This is a genomic window from Synechococcus sp. CCY9202, from assembly GCF_034931685.1.
Classification (GTDB): domain Bacteria; phylum Cyanobacteriota; class Cyanobacteriia; order PCC-6307; family Cyanobiaceae; genus CBW1002.
The window spans coordinates 1-16,501 of sequence record NZ_JAYGID010000054.1; the positions used below are offsets into that span (position 1 = coordinate 1).

Here is a 16,501-nt window from a genome sequence, read left to right on the forward strand (position 1 = left end):
TCGGGATCCGCTCCTCGATCGAGACGTAGGAGAACAAGGAGCCGCTGCGCTCCTGCTGACCTCGCATCAAACCTGGGGCAGTTGACTCATTCTCGCAGAGGAAGCGGGGTTTTTCAGCAAACTCTTAGGGTGGCCGGCGAAAGGTCTGTCCCCTCCGGCGTGCGATTCCACATTCAACAGGAAAGTGATATCCCGGCGTCGACCCAGCTCTACAACCAGATCTGTTTCGCGATCGCAGCCCGCCATTACCCACCCGGCCACCGCTTGCCGAGTACGCGTCAGCTGGCGATGCAGACGGGCCTGCACCGCAACACGATCAGCAAGGTCTACCGCCAGCTCGAGAACGATGGCGTGGTGGAGGCCATGGCCGGCTCCGGCATCTATGTGCGCGACCAGCAGAACCCCCGCGAGATCCGTCTACCCCCCGGTCCGCGTCAGAAGGTCCTGCCGGACATCGACCGGGAGGTGCGACAGAGCGTGGATGGACTGCTCAATGCCGGCTGCACCCTGCAGCAGGCCCGCGATCTGTTCACCCGCGAGATCGACTGGCGGCTGCGCTGTGGCGCCCGGGTGCTGGTGAGCACCCCCCGGGAAGACATCGGCGCCTCCCATCTGATCGCCGAGGAACTGGCCCCCAATCTGGAGGTGCCGGTGGAGGTGGTGCCGATGGAGGAGCTGGAATCGGTGCTGGAGAGCTCCAACAACGGCACGGTGGTGACCAGCCGCTATTTCCTGCAACCGGTGGAGGAGATCGCCAAGCGCCATGGCGTGCGGGCCGTGCCGGTGGACCTCAACGACTTCCGCCACGAACTCAACCTGCTCAAGGAGCTGCGGGCCGGCAGCTGCGTGGGCCTGGTGAGCATCAGCCCGGGGATCCTCAGGGCCGCCGAGGTGATCCTGCACAGCATGCGCGGCAATGAACTGCTGGTGATGACCGCCAATCCCGACACCGGCAGCCGCCTGCTGGCCCTGCTGCGCGCCGCCAGCCATGTGCTCTGCGACCGGCCCAGCCTGCCGCTGGTGGAGCAGACCCTGCGCCAGAATCGGGCCCAGCTGATGCGCCTGCCCGTGGTGCACTGTGCCCAGAGCTACCTGGGGGCGGCCACGATCGACCAGCTGCGCAAGGAGATCGGCCTGCTGTCTGCCGCAGCATGATCGCTGCCGCAGCATGATCTCCCCATGCTGAATGCCATCCGGGCCGATCTGGCGATCATCAAGGAACGGGACCCTGCCGCCCGCGGCACCCTGGAGATCCTGCTCTGCTACCCCGGCTTCCACGCCCTGGTGCTGCACCGCCTCAGCCACCGGCTCTGGGGCGCGGGGGTCCCGCTGCTGCCGCGGTTGTTCAGCCAGCTCTCACGCCTGCTCACCGGGGTGGAGATCCATCCCGGTGCCCGGATCGGCCGGGGCGTCTTCATTGACCACGGCATGGGCGTGGTGATCGGCGAAACCAGCGTGGTGGGCCACAACTGCCTGCTCTATCAGGGGGTGACCCTGGGGGGCACCGGCAAGGAGCACGGCAAGCGCCATCCCACCCTGGAGAACAATGTGGTGGTAGGGGCCGGCGCCAAGGTGCTCGGGGCGATCACGGTGGGGGCCAACACCCGCATCGGCGCCGGGTCGGTGGTGCTGCGCAGCGTTGAACCCAACTGCACCGTTGTGGGCATCCCCGGCCGGGTGGTGCATCAATCCGGCGTGCGCATCGACCCCCTGGCCCACTCGGCCCTGCCGGACACCGAAGCCCGGGTGATCCGCAACCTGATGGAACGGATCGATACCCTCGAAAATGAACTCACGCGCATGCAGGCCTGTCTGCAGGAGGTGGCGGCCGGCCGGCCGCTGCGGGAACCCTGCAGCGGCTTGTCCCAGAGTCTCAAGGACCGGGAGATCCTGGAGTTTCTTGGCGACGAGTCGCCGTGAACGGCAGCACGTAACCTGCCGCGATGCAGGCCGGCTGGCACCGACGGATCACCCCGCGCTTCTGGCGCGCCCTCTGGCGGCAGCGGGAACTCACCTGGAGCCTCACCGTTCGTGAGGTGCAGGGTCGCTACCGCGGGTCGCTGCTGGGCTGGGGCTGGAGTTTTCTCACGCCACTGCTGATGCTGGCGGTGTACACCTTCGTGTTTTCCGAGGTGTTCCAGGCGCGCTGGGGAGATCTCGAGGAGGCCGGCTCGCTCGGTTTCGCGATCAATCTGTTTGCCGGGCTGATCGTGTTCAACCTCTTCTCGGAAAGCGCGACCAAGGCGCCCGGGCTGATCCTCGAGAATGCCAATCTGGTCACCAAGGTGATCTTTCCCCTTGAGATCCTGGCCGCCGTGAGCGTGGCCACGGCCTGCTTCCATGCGCTCACCAGCCTGGTGGTGCTGGCCCTGTTCGAGCTGCTGGCCCAGGGATCGATTCCTCCAACCCTGCTGTGGCTTCCCCTGATCTGGTTGCCCCTGGTGAGCGGTTGCCTGGCCCTGAGCTGGCTGCTTTCGGCGCTGGGGGTCTACGTGCGCGACCTGGGTCAGGTGCTGGGCACCGTGGTGAGCATGCTGATGTTCCTCAGCGCAGTGTTCTATCCCCTCAGCGCCCTGCCGCTGCGCTGGCAGCCCCTGCTCCGCCTCAACCCGCTCGTTGTGGTGATCGAGCAGACCCGCAACGTGGCCATCCAGGGACGGCCCCCGTCCGCCAGCTACGTGGTGCTGGGCGTGGCGCTGGGCCTGCTGGCCTGCGAAATCAGTTTCCGTCTCTTCCAGAAGGCGCGGCGCGGCTTCGCCGATGTGCTCTGACTCCCATGACCTCCAGCCCGCAGACCCACGATGCAGAGGTGCCGATGACGCGGCCGTCGGAATCGACCACCGACGCCGTCCTGGTCGAAGGTATCAGCAAGTGTTACCACATCTACAATCACCCACGTGATCGGCTGCTGCAGGCCTTCTGGGGGGACAGGCGCCGGCTGTACCAGCCGTTCTGGGCTCTGCAGGAGGTGAGCTTCCGCCTGGCCCGCGGCCAGACGCTGGGGGTGGTGGGCCGCAACGGCTCCGGCAAAAGCACCTTGCTGCAACTTCTCTGCGGCACCCTCACCCCCACCAGTGGCAGGGTGCGGGTGCGCGGCCGGCTGGGGGCGTTGCTGGAGCTGGGCAGTGGCTTCAACCCGGAATTCAGCGGTCTGGAGAATGTGTATCTCAATGCCTCGGTGCTGGGGCTGAGCCGGGCCGAGACAGAGCAACGGCTGGATCGGATCCTGGCCTTCGCAGATATCGGATCCTTCATCGATCAGCCGGTGAAGACCTACTCCAGCGGCATGGCGGTGCGGCTGGCCTTCGCGGTGCAGGCCCACGTGGATCCCGATGTCCTGGTGGTGGACGAGGCCCTGGCAGTGGGCGATGAGCTGTTCCAGAAAAAGTGCTATGCCCACCTCGAACGCCTCAAGGAGAACGGCACAGCGGTGCTGCTGGTGACCCACAGCTGCCCCCAGATCGTGCAGCACTGCGACAGGGCTCTTCTGTTGCACAAGGGCCGTGCCCGTCTCCTGGAGGAGCCGGCCCGGGTGACGGTGCTCTACCAGCGACTGATCACCGCCGGCGACGCGGAATGGGATGCAGTGCTGGGGCCGGGGCTGCAGCGTCAGTCTGCGAGCGGCTTCCCCGGCAGTCCTGCAGCAACGGCCGAGGCCCTCGAGCCCGCGGCTCCACCCGGACCCCTGCATGCCTGGTTCGATCCCAGCCTGCTGCCCCAGAGCAGCGAGATCTACCCCAGCCACGGCGCCAGGATCATCGACGCCTGGATCGAAACCCTGGAGGGGCAGCGCGCCAACGTGCTGCCCTTCGGTGAAGGCTTTGCCCTCTGCTTCAGCTATCACGCCGACACGGACCTGCAGGGGCTGAGCTTCGCCTGTCACCTGGCCAGCCATACGGGCCAGCGGATCAGTGGTCAGGTCTTCCCCGAGCACCAGACGGCGGCCATGACCCAGCCCGGCCTCGCCTGGTCTGCCGGCAGTGCCTGGAGCCTGCGTTTCACTTTTCAGGGCGGGCTCTGGCCAGGGCTGTATTTCGCAGGGGGGGGCATTTTCACTCTGCACGGCCAGGGCAAGAGCTTCGTGCACCGGGTTGTGGATTATCGCGCCTTACGGGTGGTCGAAGCCGGTGCCACCACGGTGATCGGCGCCTGCCGGCTCCAGCGCGATCCGCCCGAACTCAGGCTGTCACCGAAGCTGCTGTCGCCTCCATACGAGGCTGGAACATGAACATGGAGTAGATGACGTTCCGCCGCATCTGGGTCATCATCTCCAGGAACATGTCATAGCCCTCATTCTTGTATTCAATCAGGGGATCTTTTTGTCCGTAGCCGCGCAGACCCACGGATTCCCTCAGGGCATCCATGGCCTGCAGATGCTCCCGCCAAAGCGTGTCGATCTGCTGAAGGATGAAGAACCGCTCGGCTTCGCGCATCAGGCCGGGACGTTGTTGCTCAATCTGGCCTTCCTTCAGGTCATAGGCGTTGCGCATCTGTTCCTGCAGGAAAGACTTCAACTCCTCCATTGAAAGGCCCTGCACATCCGTGGGCTGCAGATCTTCGAGCAGGTAGATGAATTCCTTCACCTTGTCCACCAGGCGACCCAAATCCCATTCCTCCGGTGGAAGATCGGGATTCACATAGGCTTCCACGATGTCATCGATCGTACGCTCGCCGTAGCCGATCACCTGGCGCTTCAGTTCACGCCCCTCAAGAACGCGGTAGCGCTCGGTATAAACAGCTTTCCTCTGATTGTTCATCACCTCGTCGTATTCGAAGACCTGCTTGCGGATGTCGTAGTAGTAGGTTTCGACCTTTTTCTGAGCCCCTTCCAGGGAGCGGGTCAGCATGCCCGATTCGATCGGCATGTCCTCCTCCACCCGGAAGGCATTCATCAGGCCGGCCACGCGATCGCCCCCGAAGATGCGCAGGAGATTGTCTTCCAGCGAGAGGAAGAAGCGCGTGCTGCCGGGGTCGCCCTGGCGGCCGGCCCGGCCGCGCAGTTGATTATCGACCCGCCTGGATTCATGGCGCTCCGTGCCGATCACATGCAGGCCACCGGCTTCCCGAACCTGCTGTTCTTCCAGCTTGGTCACCTGCTCGTATTCGTCCTTGACCTGGGCGATGCGCTCACGCAGCAACTGGATCTGAGGATCGTCTGTCGGGGCTTTTTCGGCCGCCTGGGCAATGCGGTCTTCCAGCTCCAGCACGGAGAGAGCGCGGTCGCCCCAGGCGGACACCAGCTCCTTCACCAGGCTGGAGAGGGCAAGCTCGGTTTCGGGGCTGAGTTCGCAGGGGTAGAGGCTGCCCATGGCGCGGGCCTCGGTGGGCGCCTGGAACGGATCCGCCGGGGTGCCGCCGGCCTTGCCCGAGCCGGCGAAGCCACCACCGCCTTCGGCGGAGCGTTGCAGTGGAATCGGCGGCCGGTGCCCGTCCTCGGGACGAACCAGTCGAGGGAGCAGCACCTCGCGTAATTTGAGGCGTGCCATGTAGTCGCTGTTGCCGCCGAGGATGATGTCCGTGCCCCGGCCGGCCATGTTGGTGGCGATGGTCACGGCGCCGGCCCGACCGGCCTGGGCCACGATTTCGGCCTCCCGCTCCACGTTCTCAGGCTTGGCGTTGAGCAGGTTGTGGGGGATGCGCTGCTCGGCCAGCAGGGCACTGAGCAGCTCGGATTTCTCCACGCTGGTGGTGCCCACCAGCACGGGGCGGCCGGCTTTGTGGATCTCAGCTGTTTCCAGGGCCACGGCCCGCCACTTGGCCGCTTCGTTCTTGTACACCTGATCGGTCCAGTCGGCCCGCGATCGCGGCCGGTTGGTCGGCACGATCGCCACTTCCAGCTTGTAGGTTTTCTCGAATTCCACCTCCTCGGTCTTGGCGGTGCCGGTCATGCCGGCCAGGCGCGGATAGAGAAGGAAGAAGTTCTGGTAGGTGATCGAGGCGAGGGTCTGGGTTTCCGGCTGAATCGGCAGGCCTTCCTTGGCTTCGATCGCCTGGTGCTGGCCGTCACTCCAGCGGCGCCCGGGCATCACCCGACCGGTGAACTCATCGACGATCACGGCATCCTCGCCGCGCACGATGTAGTTCACATCCTTGATGAACAGCTCTTTGGCCTTGATGGCGTTGTTGATGTAGTGCGCCCAGGGGTCGGCCGGGTCAAACAGGTCGCTCACCCCGAGCATCTCCTCGGCCTTGGCGAATCCCTCATCGGTGAGGGTGCAGCTGCGTTGTTTTTCGTCGACTTCGTAATCCCCCTCTGGATCGATGCCGTCTTTGCCGAGTTCGGCGGCCCGCACCAGCCGTGCCGCCACCTCGGCCGCCTTCTGGTACTTCTCCTGGGGCCGTTCCACCTGGCCGGAGATGATCAGCGGTGTGCGGGCTTCGTCGATCAGGATCGAGTCGACCTCGTCGATCACGCAGTAGTGGAACTCGCGCTGCACGACCTCGGCGATGTCGCTGGCCATGTTGTCGCGCAGGTAGTCGAAGCCCAGCTCGCTGTTGGTGGCGTAGGTGATGTCGCAGCCGTAGTTGCGGCGGCGCTCGGTGGGCACCATCTCCTGCTGGATCAGCCCCACCGAAAGCCCGAGGAAGCGGTGGATCTGCCCCATCCACTCGGCATCGCGGCGGGCGAGGTAGTCGTTCACCGTCACCACGTGCACGCCACGGCCGGTGAGGGCATTGAGGTAGGCGGGCAGTGTGGCCACCAGGGTCTTGCCTTCGCCGGTCTTCATCTCGGCGATCTGGCCGTCGTGCAGCACCATGCCGCCGATCAGCTGCACATCGAAGTGGCGCATGCCGAGCACCCGCTTGCCCGCCTCGCGTACCACCGCGAAGGCCTGGGGCAGAAGCTCGTCGAGGAGTTTGCGCTCCCGGCTCTGAACCGCCTCGAGGTTGCCGCCGCCGCTGCGGGCGTTCTCCAGCTTCTGGCGGAACTCGGCCGTGAGGCCCCGCAGCTCATCGTCGCTGAGGGGAGCGACCTCCTCCTCGAGCAGGTTGATATCGGAAACGATCGGCTGGTAGCGCTTCAGCTTGCGGGCATTGGGATCACCCAGCAGCAGCTTGAGCATGGACCGGAACCTACCGAGCTTTTGGCACCCTACCTGGGTGCTCCGGGGCTGGAGAGCCCGCCTCTGCGTCCGCCTGCACCGGCAACCAGTCGAGGATGCCGAGCTTGGCGAGCCACACCAGGGAGGCGCGCACGAACGGCCGGCGGTTGGGGGCGAAGGCCGCCTCGATCGTTGCGGCGTCCAGACCGATGGTCGGTTCGGCCCGGGCCAGCAGCTCCAGCATCTGCTGGGTCTCCCGGGGGGAGGCTCGCAGGCCGGGAAAAAACCGATCCAGCTCGACGCCTCTGATCCTGTTCAGGGAATGGGCACCCATCCCCTGCCGGAAGCGAAGCCGCCGGGTCGGCTCGAGCACCTGGCTGGCGAAGCCGGCGAAGTCGGCGAAGGGATCACCCCGCAGCGGATGCAGCCGATGGGGATGGGGCAGGGGCAGCGGCGGGGCCTGGTGGCGCCGTTCGGCCAGGTCAGCGAAGAGATCGTTGTACTGGCTCACCACCACGGGCCAGGAGAACATCTCCCTGGCACGCTTCTGCCCGGCGGCGCCCATGCTGCGCCGCAGCTCGGGCGAGTCGATCAGACGGGTCAGCGCGGCGGCGGCCTCTCCCACGTGGACGGCGGTGTGCTGAGCCACAGCCCCCACGTAGGTCTGATAGGTCTCCTGCGAAAAGCTGTGGAGATGGGCGAGCAGTTCACCCGGCCCGGAGCCGGTCATGCCCAGGGTGGGGATCAGGAATCCCTCCGATTCATGGCGCACGGTGTAGCGGTAGCCGTCCCAGTCGCTCACCACCACGGGCAGGCCGGCGGCCATGGCCTCCACAGGCGCCAGCCCGAAGGTCTCCTGAACGTTGTCCACCAAGGAGAGGAAGATGTCTGCAGCAGCCCAGGCCTGGGCCACGACGGCTGGATCGTTGCCGTCCAGGTCGTGGATCTGCACATCAGGCGCCAGGGCGGCAGCCGCCTCGTGGTAGCGCCGCCGGTCGTCGTCACCGTTGGGATACCAGCCCACCAGGGCGAAATCGAGGCGCCGGCCGGTCTTGACGGCCGCCTCCTGCACCGCCTGGAACATCGCCTGGGGGAAGGCCTTCTCGAAGAACGACAGACGCCCCACCCACAGCACCAGCACCGCGTCATCGTCGAGGCCGCAGCGGCTGCGCAGCTCCGAGCGGGCCGCCGGGGCAGACGCCTGAGCGGCGATGGTCTCCACGTCCACCCCGAGTGGAATCAGCGGGAGACGGGGCCGAGGTGATCGGAGGCCGCCAAAGCGGTCGTGCAGATGGCCGGTCCAGGCCTCGAACATGGCGGTGATGGCCTCCTGCACCGCCGGCGAGGTGCAGACCAGCGCATCCCAGTCGTGCACGGGAGCCAGAGCGGCCGCCCCGATCATTTCCCGGATTGCGGGCGGGGCAATGGTATGGATCAGGCCCACCAGGCTGTAGTCCCCATCCAGCCCGTGGGCGCGGCGCAGCCAGGCCAGCTCGGACAGGTAGGGCTGGCCGCGCAGCACCACGCCGCTGCGAGCCGGCAATGTGGTCGAGAGGAGGCTTCCGCTCTCCAGCGTCAGCGGAACCTTCTGATCAGGGAAGAGATCGGCGGCGATCTGGTCTGCGGGGATGCCGGGCTGGTTGAGCACGTTGACCCGGCGGTAGGCACCATGCCGCACCAGCGCACCGAAGAGGCCTGCATTGGCGATGTCCTTGCCGAAGGGGTTCTTGCGGCGTGGAAAGCGGCCAGGAGGATGAAACAGCGTGATCTCGTCGATGCGTGGCAAATTGATGCGTGGCCAAGCGGGTCGTCGGAAAGTCTGCAGCAGAAGCGTGGGGCGAAGATCGGACGGCTCGCTTCCCGATCGGTCCAAGGACCCGATCGCTCCAACGAACCGGTGAACCCTTGATTCGTCTGATCCGCCATCGTCCGGGCGCGCCGGGACTGCGCTGGGGACTGGGTCCCAACCTGCAACCCCGCGATGCGATTGGCCAGCTCCAGCGGCTGTTCGATACCCACAGTTTCTGGGCCTGCGGCCGCGATCGCCAGAGGCTGCGCCGCATGCTCCAGGGCAGCCAGGCCGTGGTCAGTGCCTGGTCAGGCAGCCGTCTGGTGGGATTCGGACGGGCCACCAGCGATGGGGCCTACAGGGCCGTGCTCTGGGATGTGATGGTGGCGGAGGAGCAACAGGGCCTGGGGCTGGGGCGCCGCATCGTGGAGGAACTGATCCAGGCCCCCGGCTTGGCGGGCATCGAACGCACCTATCTGATGACCACCAACAGCCAGGGTTTCTATGAAAAGCTGGGTTTCGAGGCCAATGAACAGCAAAAACTGATGATCAAGCAGATCAACAGGTGGACTAAATGACCAGTAAGCGGATGAAGAGATTCGAACTCTCGACCCTCTCCTTGGCAAGGAGATGCTCTACCACTGAGCTACATCCGCAGGTTGGCTGTGGCTTGAGCCACACACCAACATGATCGGCGCGTTCCCGATGGGCCAATCATGCACTACCGGGGGGCGCGCGGTCAAACGCTCGACCGAACCCCGTAGGCGGTGCCGCGAGTGGTCGGGGGGGGAGGCCGCCTGGTGGGAGTCGCCGCTTAAGATCTGAGGAATGAGTGATAGGATCCTGTCCCTTCCGCCGGATACGTTGGCTTTTCTGCAGCGGCACAATCTGCTGCGGAAATTGGTGCGCTGCGAAGTGGTTGAGGAGACCATTGGCACCGTCCAGCTTGAGGATAGGGAGCTGGAGCAATCCCGCCAGCGTTTCAACCAGCGCCACGGAATCAGCAGCCCTGACCTGGAGCAGGCATTCCAGAGGCAGAACGGACTCTCGGATGAGGCCCTTGCCTGGCAGATGACCCTGCCACCGAGGATCTCTCACTACGTCAGAGAGCATTTTCTTCCCAAGGCCGAGTCCCACTTTCTTGAGCGCAAGAACCAGCTCGATCAGGTGGTGTACAGCCTCATCCGGGTCGGAGATCCCTATCTGGCCCGTGAGCTCTACCTCAGGATCGCCGACGAAGAAGCCAGCTTCGCCGACCTTGCCGCGACCCACTCCGAGGGTCCCGAAAAGGCAGCCAGAGGCTTGGTCGGCCCTGTCCCTCTCACCCAGGCGCATCCGGCTCTGGCCGAGCGCCTGCGCACCACCTCGAAGGGGATCCTGCACGAGCCCTTTCGTCTCGAGAAGTGGTGGTTGATCCTTCGCCTGGAGAGCTACCGGCCGGCCAGGTTCGACGAGGCCATGGCGGATCGCATGGCGCGGGAGCTGTTCGAACAATGGATCGACTCTGAGACCAGCCTTAGACTCACTAATCTCACGGCGGCCTCTCCGGTCCCCACCGTATGACCCTCACCCCAGCCTCAAGTCTGCAGCGTCATGCGGCCTTCCAGAATCTGAGCTCCTCGGGCCAGCGTCTGCTTGCTGAGCACGCCAAGCTGGTGCGTTTCCGCGTTGGGCAGAGCCTCACCGATGGCAGGATTCTTCCCGCCAAGGTGATGGTGATTCTCCAGGGTCAGGCCCGCCTGCTGGGCCGTGAGCAGGGAAGGATGACCACCCTCTCACGCCTGGGCCCCGGCGACCTGGTTGGTGTGGTGTCGCTGCTGCGGGGTGAGCCCTGTGAATCGGTGAGTGCCGCCACGGAGCTGCTGGCCGCCTGTCTGGACGATCAGCACATCCTGGAACTGCACCGCACCGAACCCAGCTTTCGCCAATGGTGCCTCGAAACGGTCTGGCGGGCGGAGGTGGCTGCGCTGCTCGACAGTCACAGCCATCGTCAGGCTCTGAACGGCAGCTCGGTGCGGGATGTCCTGGCGCAGGCCATCGCCGAGGCCCGGAGTGTTCCCCTCACGATCCCGGCCATTCAGGCTCTGCGGGCCGAAGGCCGCGAGATTTTTCTGGCCAGCCTCTGTGCTGATGGCGGTCCCCCCCTCTCCAGCCGTCTCGAAGAGGGTGCCGCCCTTCCCAACGCCGCCGGACCCTTCGGTCTGCGCCTGCTCAGCCTGCCGCAGGGATTGCTGGACACCCTGCTGCGGCAGCCCGATCAGCCCCCCATGGCGGAACCCGAGCCAACCCCTGGCCAGGCCGTTCCGATCACGGCGGAGGTGGCACCGGAATCCCCCCAGGTCAGCGAGCTCAGCTTCGCAGGCAAACCCCGGGGCAAGCTGATCCGGGCCAACGGGGCAGCCCAGGAGGCGGTGGCCTGCCTGCAGATGCTGGCCTTCGACATGAAGCTGGCCTTCCGGCGCGATGCCATCGACAAGGTGATGCAGGATGCCCTGCGGCGGGGGCAACAGCCGAATCTGCAGCTCTGCGGCCAGCTGGCTTCCAACCTGGGCCTTCATGTGATGGGTACGAGGGTGCCAGCCAGCCAGGGCACCCGCCTGCAGACCCCCGCTCTGGTCAGCTGGAAGGAAGGCTTTGCCCTGGTCCGCCGCAGCCATGCGCGGGGCATGACCCTGGCATCCCCCAGCAGAGGGCTGGTGGAGTTGCGACCCGAGCAGCTGGAGCAGGAGTTTCCCGACGGTATCGCTCTGCTGGTGGTGGATCGAACCAACGCCACCCCGGAGCAGAAGTTCGGCCCATCCTGGTTCTGGCCGGCACTGAAGCGCTACCGGGGTGTGCTGTTGCAGGTTCTGGCGGCCAGCTTTGTGGTGCAGCTGTTCACCCTGGCCAACCCGCTGTTGATTCAGGTGATCATCGACAAGGTGATCCGGCAACGCAGTCTTGACACCCTGCAGGTCCTTGGCATTGCCCTTTTGGTGGTGTCGTTGCTCGAGGGGGTCCTGACCAGCCTGCGCACCTTCCTCTTCACCGAGACGACCAATCGCATCGACCAGCGCCTGGGTGCTGAGATCATCGACCATCTCCTTCGTCTGCCGCTGAACTACTTCGATCGCAGGCCCGTGGGTGAACTGAGCTCGCGTGTTGCAGAGCTTGAGAAAATTCGCAATTTTCTGACGGGCCAGGCCCTCACCACCGTGCTGGATGCGGCATTTTCGGTGATCTACATCGCTGTGATGGTGCTCTACAGCTGGGTTCTTACATTGGTGGCCTTGTCGGTGCTGCCGATCCAGATTGGCCTGACTGTCCTGGGAGCACCACTGTTTCGCAGGCAATATCGCAAGTCTGCAGAGTCCAACGCCAAAACCCAGAGCCATCTTGTGGAAGTGCTGACCGGCGTTCAGACGGTGAAAGCCCAGAATGTCGAGATGGTGAGCCGCTGGAAGTGGCAAGAATTTTATGATCAGTACATTGCCCACAGTTTTGAAAAAACCATTACGGGCACGGCCCTCAGCCAGACGAGCCAGGTCCTGCAGAAGATTTCACAGCTTCTGGTGCTCTGGGTGGGAGCCACCCTGGTTCTGAGTGGAGATCTCACCCTGGGCCAGCTGATCGCTTTCCGAATTCTGAGCAGCTATGTGACGCAGCCGATTCTGCGGCTTTCCAGTATCTGGCAGACCGTTCAGGAACTTCGAGTCTCATTCGAGCGATTGGCTGATGTGATTGACACGCCCCAGGAATCGGATGAAGCCGATCAGGCCAAGATCCCGCTGCCTCCGATCTGCGGCAATGTGGTCTTTGAGAACGTGAGCTTCCGCTTTCGCGCCGATCAGCCTCCGGTCCTGAAGAATATTGATCTGACAATCCCAAGCGGAACCTTTGTGGGCATTGTGGGTCAGAGCGGCAGCGGCAAGAGTACGTTGATGAAGTTGTTGCCTCGTCTTTATAACGCAGATGAAGGCCGTATTCTGATCGACAATTACGACATCGACAAGGTAGAACTCTATTCGCTTCGCCGTCAGATTGGCATTGTGCCGCAGGATCCCCTCTTGTTCTCTGGAACGGTCGCTGAAAATATCGCTTTGACGCAGCCCGATGCCGAGAGCGATGCCCTGGTTCAAGCCGCCCAGCTGGCCTGCGCCCACGAGTTCATCATGGACCTCCCCAGTGGTTACAGCTCCCCGGTCGGAGAGCGGGGCGCTGGTCTGAGCGGAGGCCAACGCCAGCGCATCGCCATCGCACGCACCCTGCTGAGCCGCCCGAAATTGCTGGTGATGGATGAAGCCACCAGTGCCCTGGATTACGACACCGAGCGCAGGGTGTGCGACAACCTGGTCGAAGCCCTGCACGATTGCACGGTGTTCTTCATCACGCACCGTCTTTCAACGATCCGTCGTGCCGATCTGATTGTGATGATGCATCAGGGGGCGATCGTGGAGACGGGCACCCACGATGAGTTGATGGCATTGCGGGGCCGCTACTACGCGCTTTATCGTCAGCAGGAGGCAGGTTGATGATCCATCTCGATCAACGCAAAGGCAACACCAACTCTGGGCACCTGTCGGCACCTGAGCAACCCGCCAACGCTGCAGCCTTGCGTCAATCACGACGCTGGATGCACGCCGTCAGCCTGAGTCTGGTGAGCACAACCGTGTTTGCTGTGGGATGGCTGGCCCTGGCCCGCACCGATGAAGTGGTGATCGCACCGGGCAGTCTTGAGCCGATCGGTGCCGTGCGGGAGATCCAGATGCCTCTGGGCGGAGTCGCCGCCGATATTCTGGTGAAGGAGGGCCAAGCGGTGAAAGCGGGCCAGGTTTTGATTCAACTCGACCAGAAAACCAGCCGCCAGCAGGTGAATTCCTTGCAGGAGGCTATCAACCTCAAGCAGAGAGAATTAAATCTGAAGCAGAAGGAGCTGCAGCGCTACCTCGAGCTCAATGCAGCCGAAGCCGACATGCTCAGCAATAATCTGAGGCTCGATACGGAAATCATGAATCGCTTTGAGCAGCTGGCTCGTGAGGGTGCCTCTGCCGAGCTGCAGTTTTTACAGCAGCAGAACAAGGTCAAGGAGACCCACGGCCGACTGATGCAGAATCGCATCGAGCGTCTGCGGCAGCAGGCGGTGCTCGATCAGCAAACGCAGCAGTTGCGTGCCGCCCTTGAACAACTCCGCAGCGATCTGGTCGAGGCCAGCACCACGCTGCGCTACCAGGAGATTCGTTCCCCTGTCGATGGAGTGGTGTTCAACCTCAAGCCCAAATCGGTTGGCTTTGCCGCCCAGGGCACAGAGCCCATCCTCACGGTGGTGCCGCAGAAAGATCTGGAGGTTCGTGCTGAGATCAGCAGCCGCGACATTGGCTTTGTGCAAGTGGGAATGCCCGTGGAGATCAGCGTCGACTCCTACCCAGCCTCTGATTTCGGCTCTCTCAAGGGCGAGGTGCGCCAGATCGGCTCCGATGCCCTGCCTCCGGATCCGAACAAATCCGGGGAGGCGGCGTCCAGCTATCGCTATCCAGCCAAAATCAGCCTCGCCAGTCAGGGGCTGAAGGCGCGCGATGGCAAAGATCTGCCCCTGCAGGTGGGGATGTCGGTGGAAGCGAACATCAAACTCCGTAAGGTTTCCTACCTGGAGCTCCTGCTCGGCACCTTCCGCGACAAGGCCAACAGCATCCGGCGCATCTGACAGGGCGCAGTCCTGATCAATTGCGCCAGATGAGACTCCGTTGTAATGTGTGAATCCACGAACAGTGGACTCAATCACCCGTGGCTCCGCCGGTCGAGGCCCGTCAGTCAAAACCCTTGCGACGACAGCGATCTCTCTGGCCCCTCGTGACTGTGCCAGCCTGCTTGCCGGCCGATCAAGGCACTGATAAACTGGCATGGATGCGCTTTTAAGCGTACAGTTCATCAGCGTTCCTGCAACCCAGAAAACCACTGTGGCTTTTACCACCCTTCCCGGATCCGCTTCAGCGGCAACCACCTTCCAGGGTACTGAAGGTGCTGATTCAGTCGTCATCATTGATCTGCCCAACGCCTCCACCAACTTTGAAGCCAATGGCGAGGGTGGCGATGATTTCATTGCCTTCGAGGGCTCTCAGAATCTTTCCACCATCCGCGGTGGTCAGGGCAACGATCTGATCACCCAGAACATCCTCACCGATGATTTCTTCGGAAATATCTGGTCCGCTGGCCTGATCAGCGGCAACATGGGTGATGATGTGATCGGCAATAACCAGCTCGGTATTGCCGCCATTGCTTCCACCATCAATGGTGGTCAAGGCGATGACCAACTGTATGTCGGCCCCATCCAGAGCACCCTGCTCAATGGCAACCTCGGCAATGACTGGGTGATCGTCGATGGCGACTATGGTTCGGTCAACATCAACGGATCGTCCATCTTTGGCGGCCAGGGTGATGACTACATCTCGGTTGATTCCGATCGCAACGACAACATCAACAATACCGTCATCGGCGGCAACCTGGGTAATGATTACATTACCCTCGACGTTGATGCCTCCTTCGCTGGCTCCGTCGTTGAAGGTGGTGATGGCGATGACTACATCTTCGCAGGCCGTTCGAGCACCGGCCTGCTGATCTTCGGTGGCGAAGGCAACGATTACATCGTCGGTGCCGGTGGAGATTATTTCGGCGACTACGGCGCTGGTGACGACATCTTCGGCGAAGCCGGCAATGATTACATCAAGGGCCTCGGTGGCAACGACTTCCTCGTGGGTGGTGATGGCGCTGACAGCCTCTTCGGTGGTTATGGTCGCGACACGCTCCTCGGCGGTGATCTGAACGACATCCTCGTGGGTGGCGAAGACGCTGACATCCTCTCCGGCGGCACCGGCAGCAACCAGTTCCGCTACAACTCCAGCGACACTGCCGATGGTAGTTTCGTCAATGTCTCGGTTGGCGGCAACATCTATACCATTGGAGTTGAGCTCGAGGACACGAGGGTTGACATCATCACCGATTGGGATGCTGCGGCCGGAACCAACGTGATTGCCAACAACGTCAACGTCTTTGATCCTGGCGTTGTGCTCACCGACTTCGCCGGTGGACAGGGTGTCTTCTCTGTCAACTTTAATGATAACCAAAACTACGCCATCCGCGGCTCCTACAACGCCGATCTGGATAACTTCACCTTCAATTCTGGTGGCAGCGATGTTCTGATTGGTACGGCCCAAGACGAAGGTCCGTTCCTTGCTGGCCCTGACGGATACACCAATAATCTGGTGGTCCTCACCAATGTAGCGTTCACAACTACCTTCTCTCAGGCGAACTTCATCTGATTTCAACCCCTCTGCGGGTTGCAAAGCTTCTGGAACGTTTTTGGGCCCCTCTTCGGAGGGGCTTTTTTCTTGTGCTAGGTGCTGGGTCGCCATGGCCATGCGTGCTTTCTCTGAGTTGCGGGCAGCAGCAGCACCCTTGAGGTGGACAAGACTGTCGCAAAAGTGTAGAATAACCAACATATTCAGCGCCAATGCATTGCGATGGCTTTTTCGACTCTTCCTGGCTCAGACTCGGCCGCAACAACCTTCCACTTGATTAGGTAGCAAGCTCCGCTCTCCTGAGGAGACGCTCGGGACGTGCGGTGCAGATACAGACGGCATGAACCACCCGGTCTGTCATCGCCGAAAGATTGAAGCGCCGGTTGAAACGGTAAGTG

General features: G+C 63.1%; 11 protein-coding genes, 1 tRNA gene and 1 pseudogene. 9 read left to right on the forward strand and 4 right to left on the reverse strand.

What is annotated here, in order from left to right:
* Positions 1-159 precede the first annotated feature (159 nt).
* The 4 genes from VB777_RS08030 to VB777_RS08045 are packed head-to-tail and all read left to right on the forward strand — an operon-like array spanning position 160 to position 4,228.
* Positions 160-1,155 carry a GntR family transcriptional regulator gene (locus VB777_RS08030; protein ID WP_197157580.1) on the forward strand — a complete coding sequence of 332 codons (996 nt, stop codon included), beginning with the start codon at positions 160-162 and terminating at the stop codon, positions 1,153-1,155.
* 24 nt (positions 1,156-1,179) lie between these two features.
* Positions 1,180-1,920: a serine O-acetyltransferase gene (cysE, locus tag VB777_RS08035; RefSeq protein ID WP_197157579.1), complete on the forward strand. Its 741-nt coding sequence runs from the start codon at positions 1,180-1,182 to the stop codon at positions 1,918-1,920.
* A 23-nt stretch (positions 1,921-1,943) separates the two neighbouring features.
* Positions 1,944-2,771, forward strand: a complete 828-nt coding sequence (locus tag VB777_RS08040; RefSeq protein WP_197157577.1) for an ABC transporter permease — start codon at positions 1,944-1,946, stop codon at positions 2,769-2,771.
* 5 nt (positions 2,772-2,776) lie between these two features.
* Positions 2,777-4,228: an ABC transporter ATP-binding protein gene (locus VB777_RS08045; protein ID WP_323248202.1), complete on the forward strand. Its 1,452-nt coding sequence runs from the start codon at positions 2,777-2,779 to the stop codon at positions 4,226-4,228.
* On the opposite strand, the gene secA is transcribed toward VB777_RS08045, so the two are convergent.
* Together secA and VB777_RS08055 are read right to left on the reverse strand one after the other, a co-directional pair.
* Positions 4,179-7,064, reverse strand: coding sequence for a preprotein translocase subunit SecA (gene secA / locus VB777_RS08050; protein WP_197157573.1), 2,886 nt, complete (start codon positions 7,062-7,064; stop codon positions 4,179-4,181). The two genes, VB777_RS08045 and secA, sit on opposite strands and share 50 nt — an antisense overlap.
* Before the next feature lie 10 nt (positions 7,065-7,074).
* Positions 7,075-8,829: a glycosyltransferase family 4 protein gene (locus tag VB777_RS08055; RefSeq protein ID WP_322757836.1), complete on the reverse strand. Its 1,755-nt coding sequence runs from the start codon at positions 8,827-8,829 to the stop codon at positions 7,075-7,077.
* Positions 8,830-8,948: 119 nt separating this feature from the next.
* On the opposite strand from VB777_RS08055, the gene VB777_RS08060 reads away from it, so the two are divergent.
* Positions 8,949-9,410, forward strand: a complete 462-nt coding sequence (locus VB777_RS08060; protein ID WP_322757835.1) for a GNAT family N-acetyltransferase — start codon at positions 8,949-8,951, stop codon at positions 9,408-9,410.
* A 6-nt stretch (positions 9,411-9,416) separates the two neighbouring features.
* Here the strand turns inward: VB777_RS08060 and VB777_RS08065 are convergent.
* Positions 9,417-9,488: transfer RNA gene (locus VB777_RS08065), tRNA-Gly, on the reverse strand.
* A gap of 172 nt (positions 9,489-9,660) precedes the next feature.
* Here VB777_RS08065 and VB777_RS08070 point away from each other — a divergent pair.
* The 4 genes from VB777_RS08070 to VB777_RS08085 all read left to right on the forward strand — a co-directional run bounded on the left by VB777_RS08070 (position 9,661) and on the right by VB777_RS08085 (position 16,124).
* Positions 9,661-10,395 carry a peptidylprolyl isomerase gene (locus VB777_RS08070; RefSeq protein ID WP_323248204.1) on the forward strand — a complete coding sequence of 245 codons (735 nt, stop codon included), beginning with the start codon at positions 9,661-9,663 and terminating at the stop codon, positions 10,393-10,395.
* Positions 10,392-13,343 (forward strand): peptidase domain-containing ABC transporter, encoded by a 2,952-nt coding sequence (locus VB777_RS08075; RefSeq protein ID WP_323248206.1) that lies wholly within the window; start codon positions 10,392-10,394, stop codon positions 13,341-13,343. Before VB777_RS08070 ends, VB777_RS08075 begins: the two co-directional genes overlap by 4 nt.
* 101 nt (positions 13,344-13,444) lie before the next feature.
* Positions 13,445-14,512, forward strand: a complete 1,068-nt coding sequence (locus VB777_RS08080; RefSeq protein ID WP_323248208.1) for an HlyD family secretion protein — start codon at positions 13,445-13,447, stop codon at positions 14,510-14,512.
* Between the two features lie 196 nt (positions 14,513-14,708).
* Positions 14,709-16,124, forward strand: a complete 1,416-nt coding sequence (locus tag VB777_RS08085) for a calcium-binding protein (protein WP_323248210.1) — start codon at positions 14,709-14,711, stop codon at positions 16,122-16,124.
* A gap of 256 nt (positions 16,125-16,380) precedes the next feature.
* Here the strand turns inward: VB777_RS08085 and VB777_RS08090 are convergent.
* Positions 16,381-16,501 (reverse strand): annotated as a pseudogene (locus VB777_RS08090) (IS1595 family transposase); the annotation flags it as partial.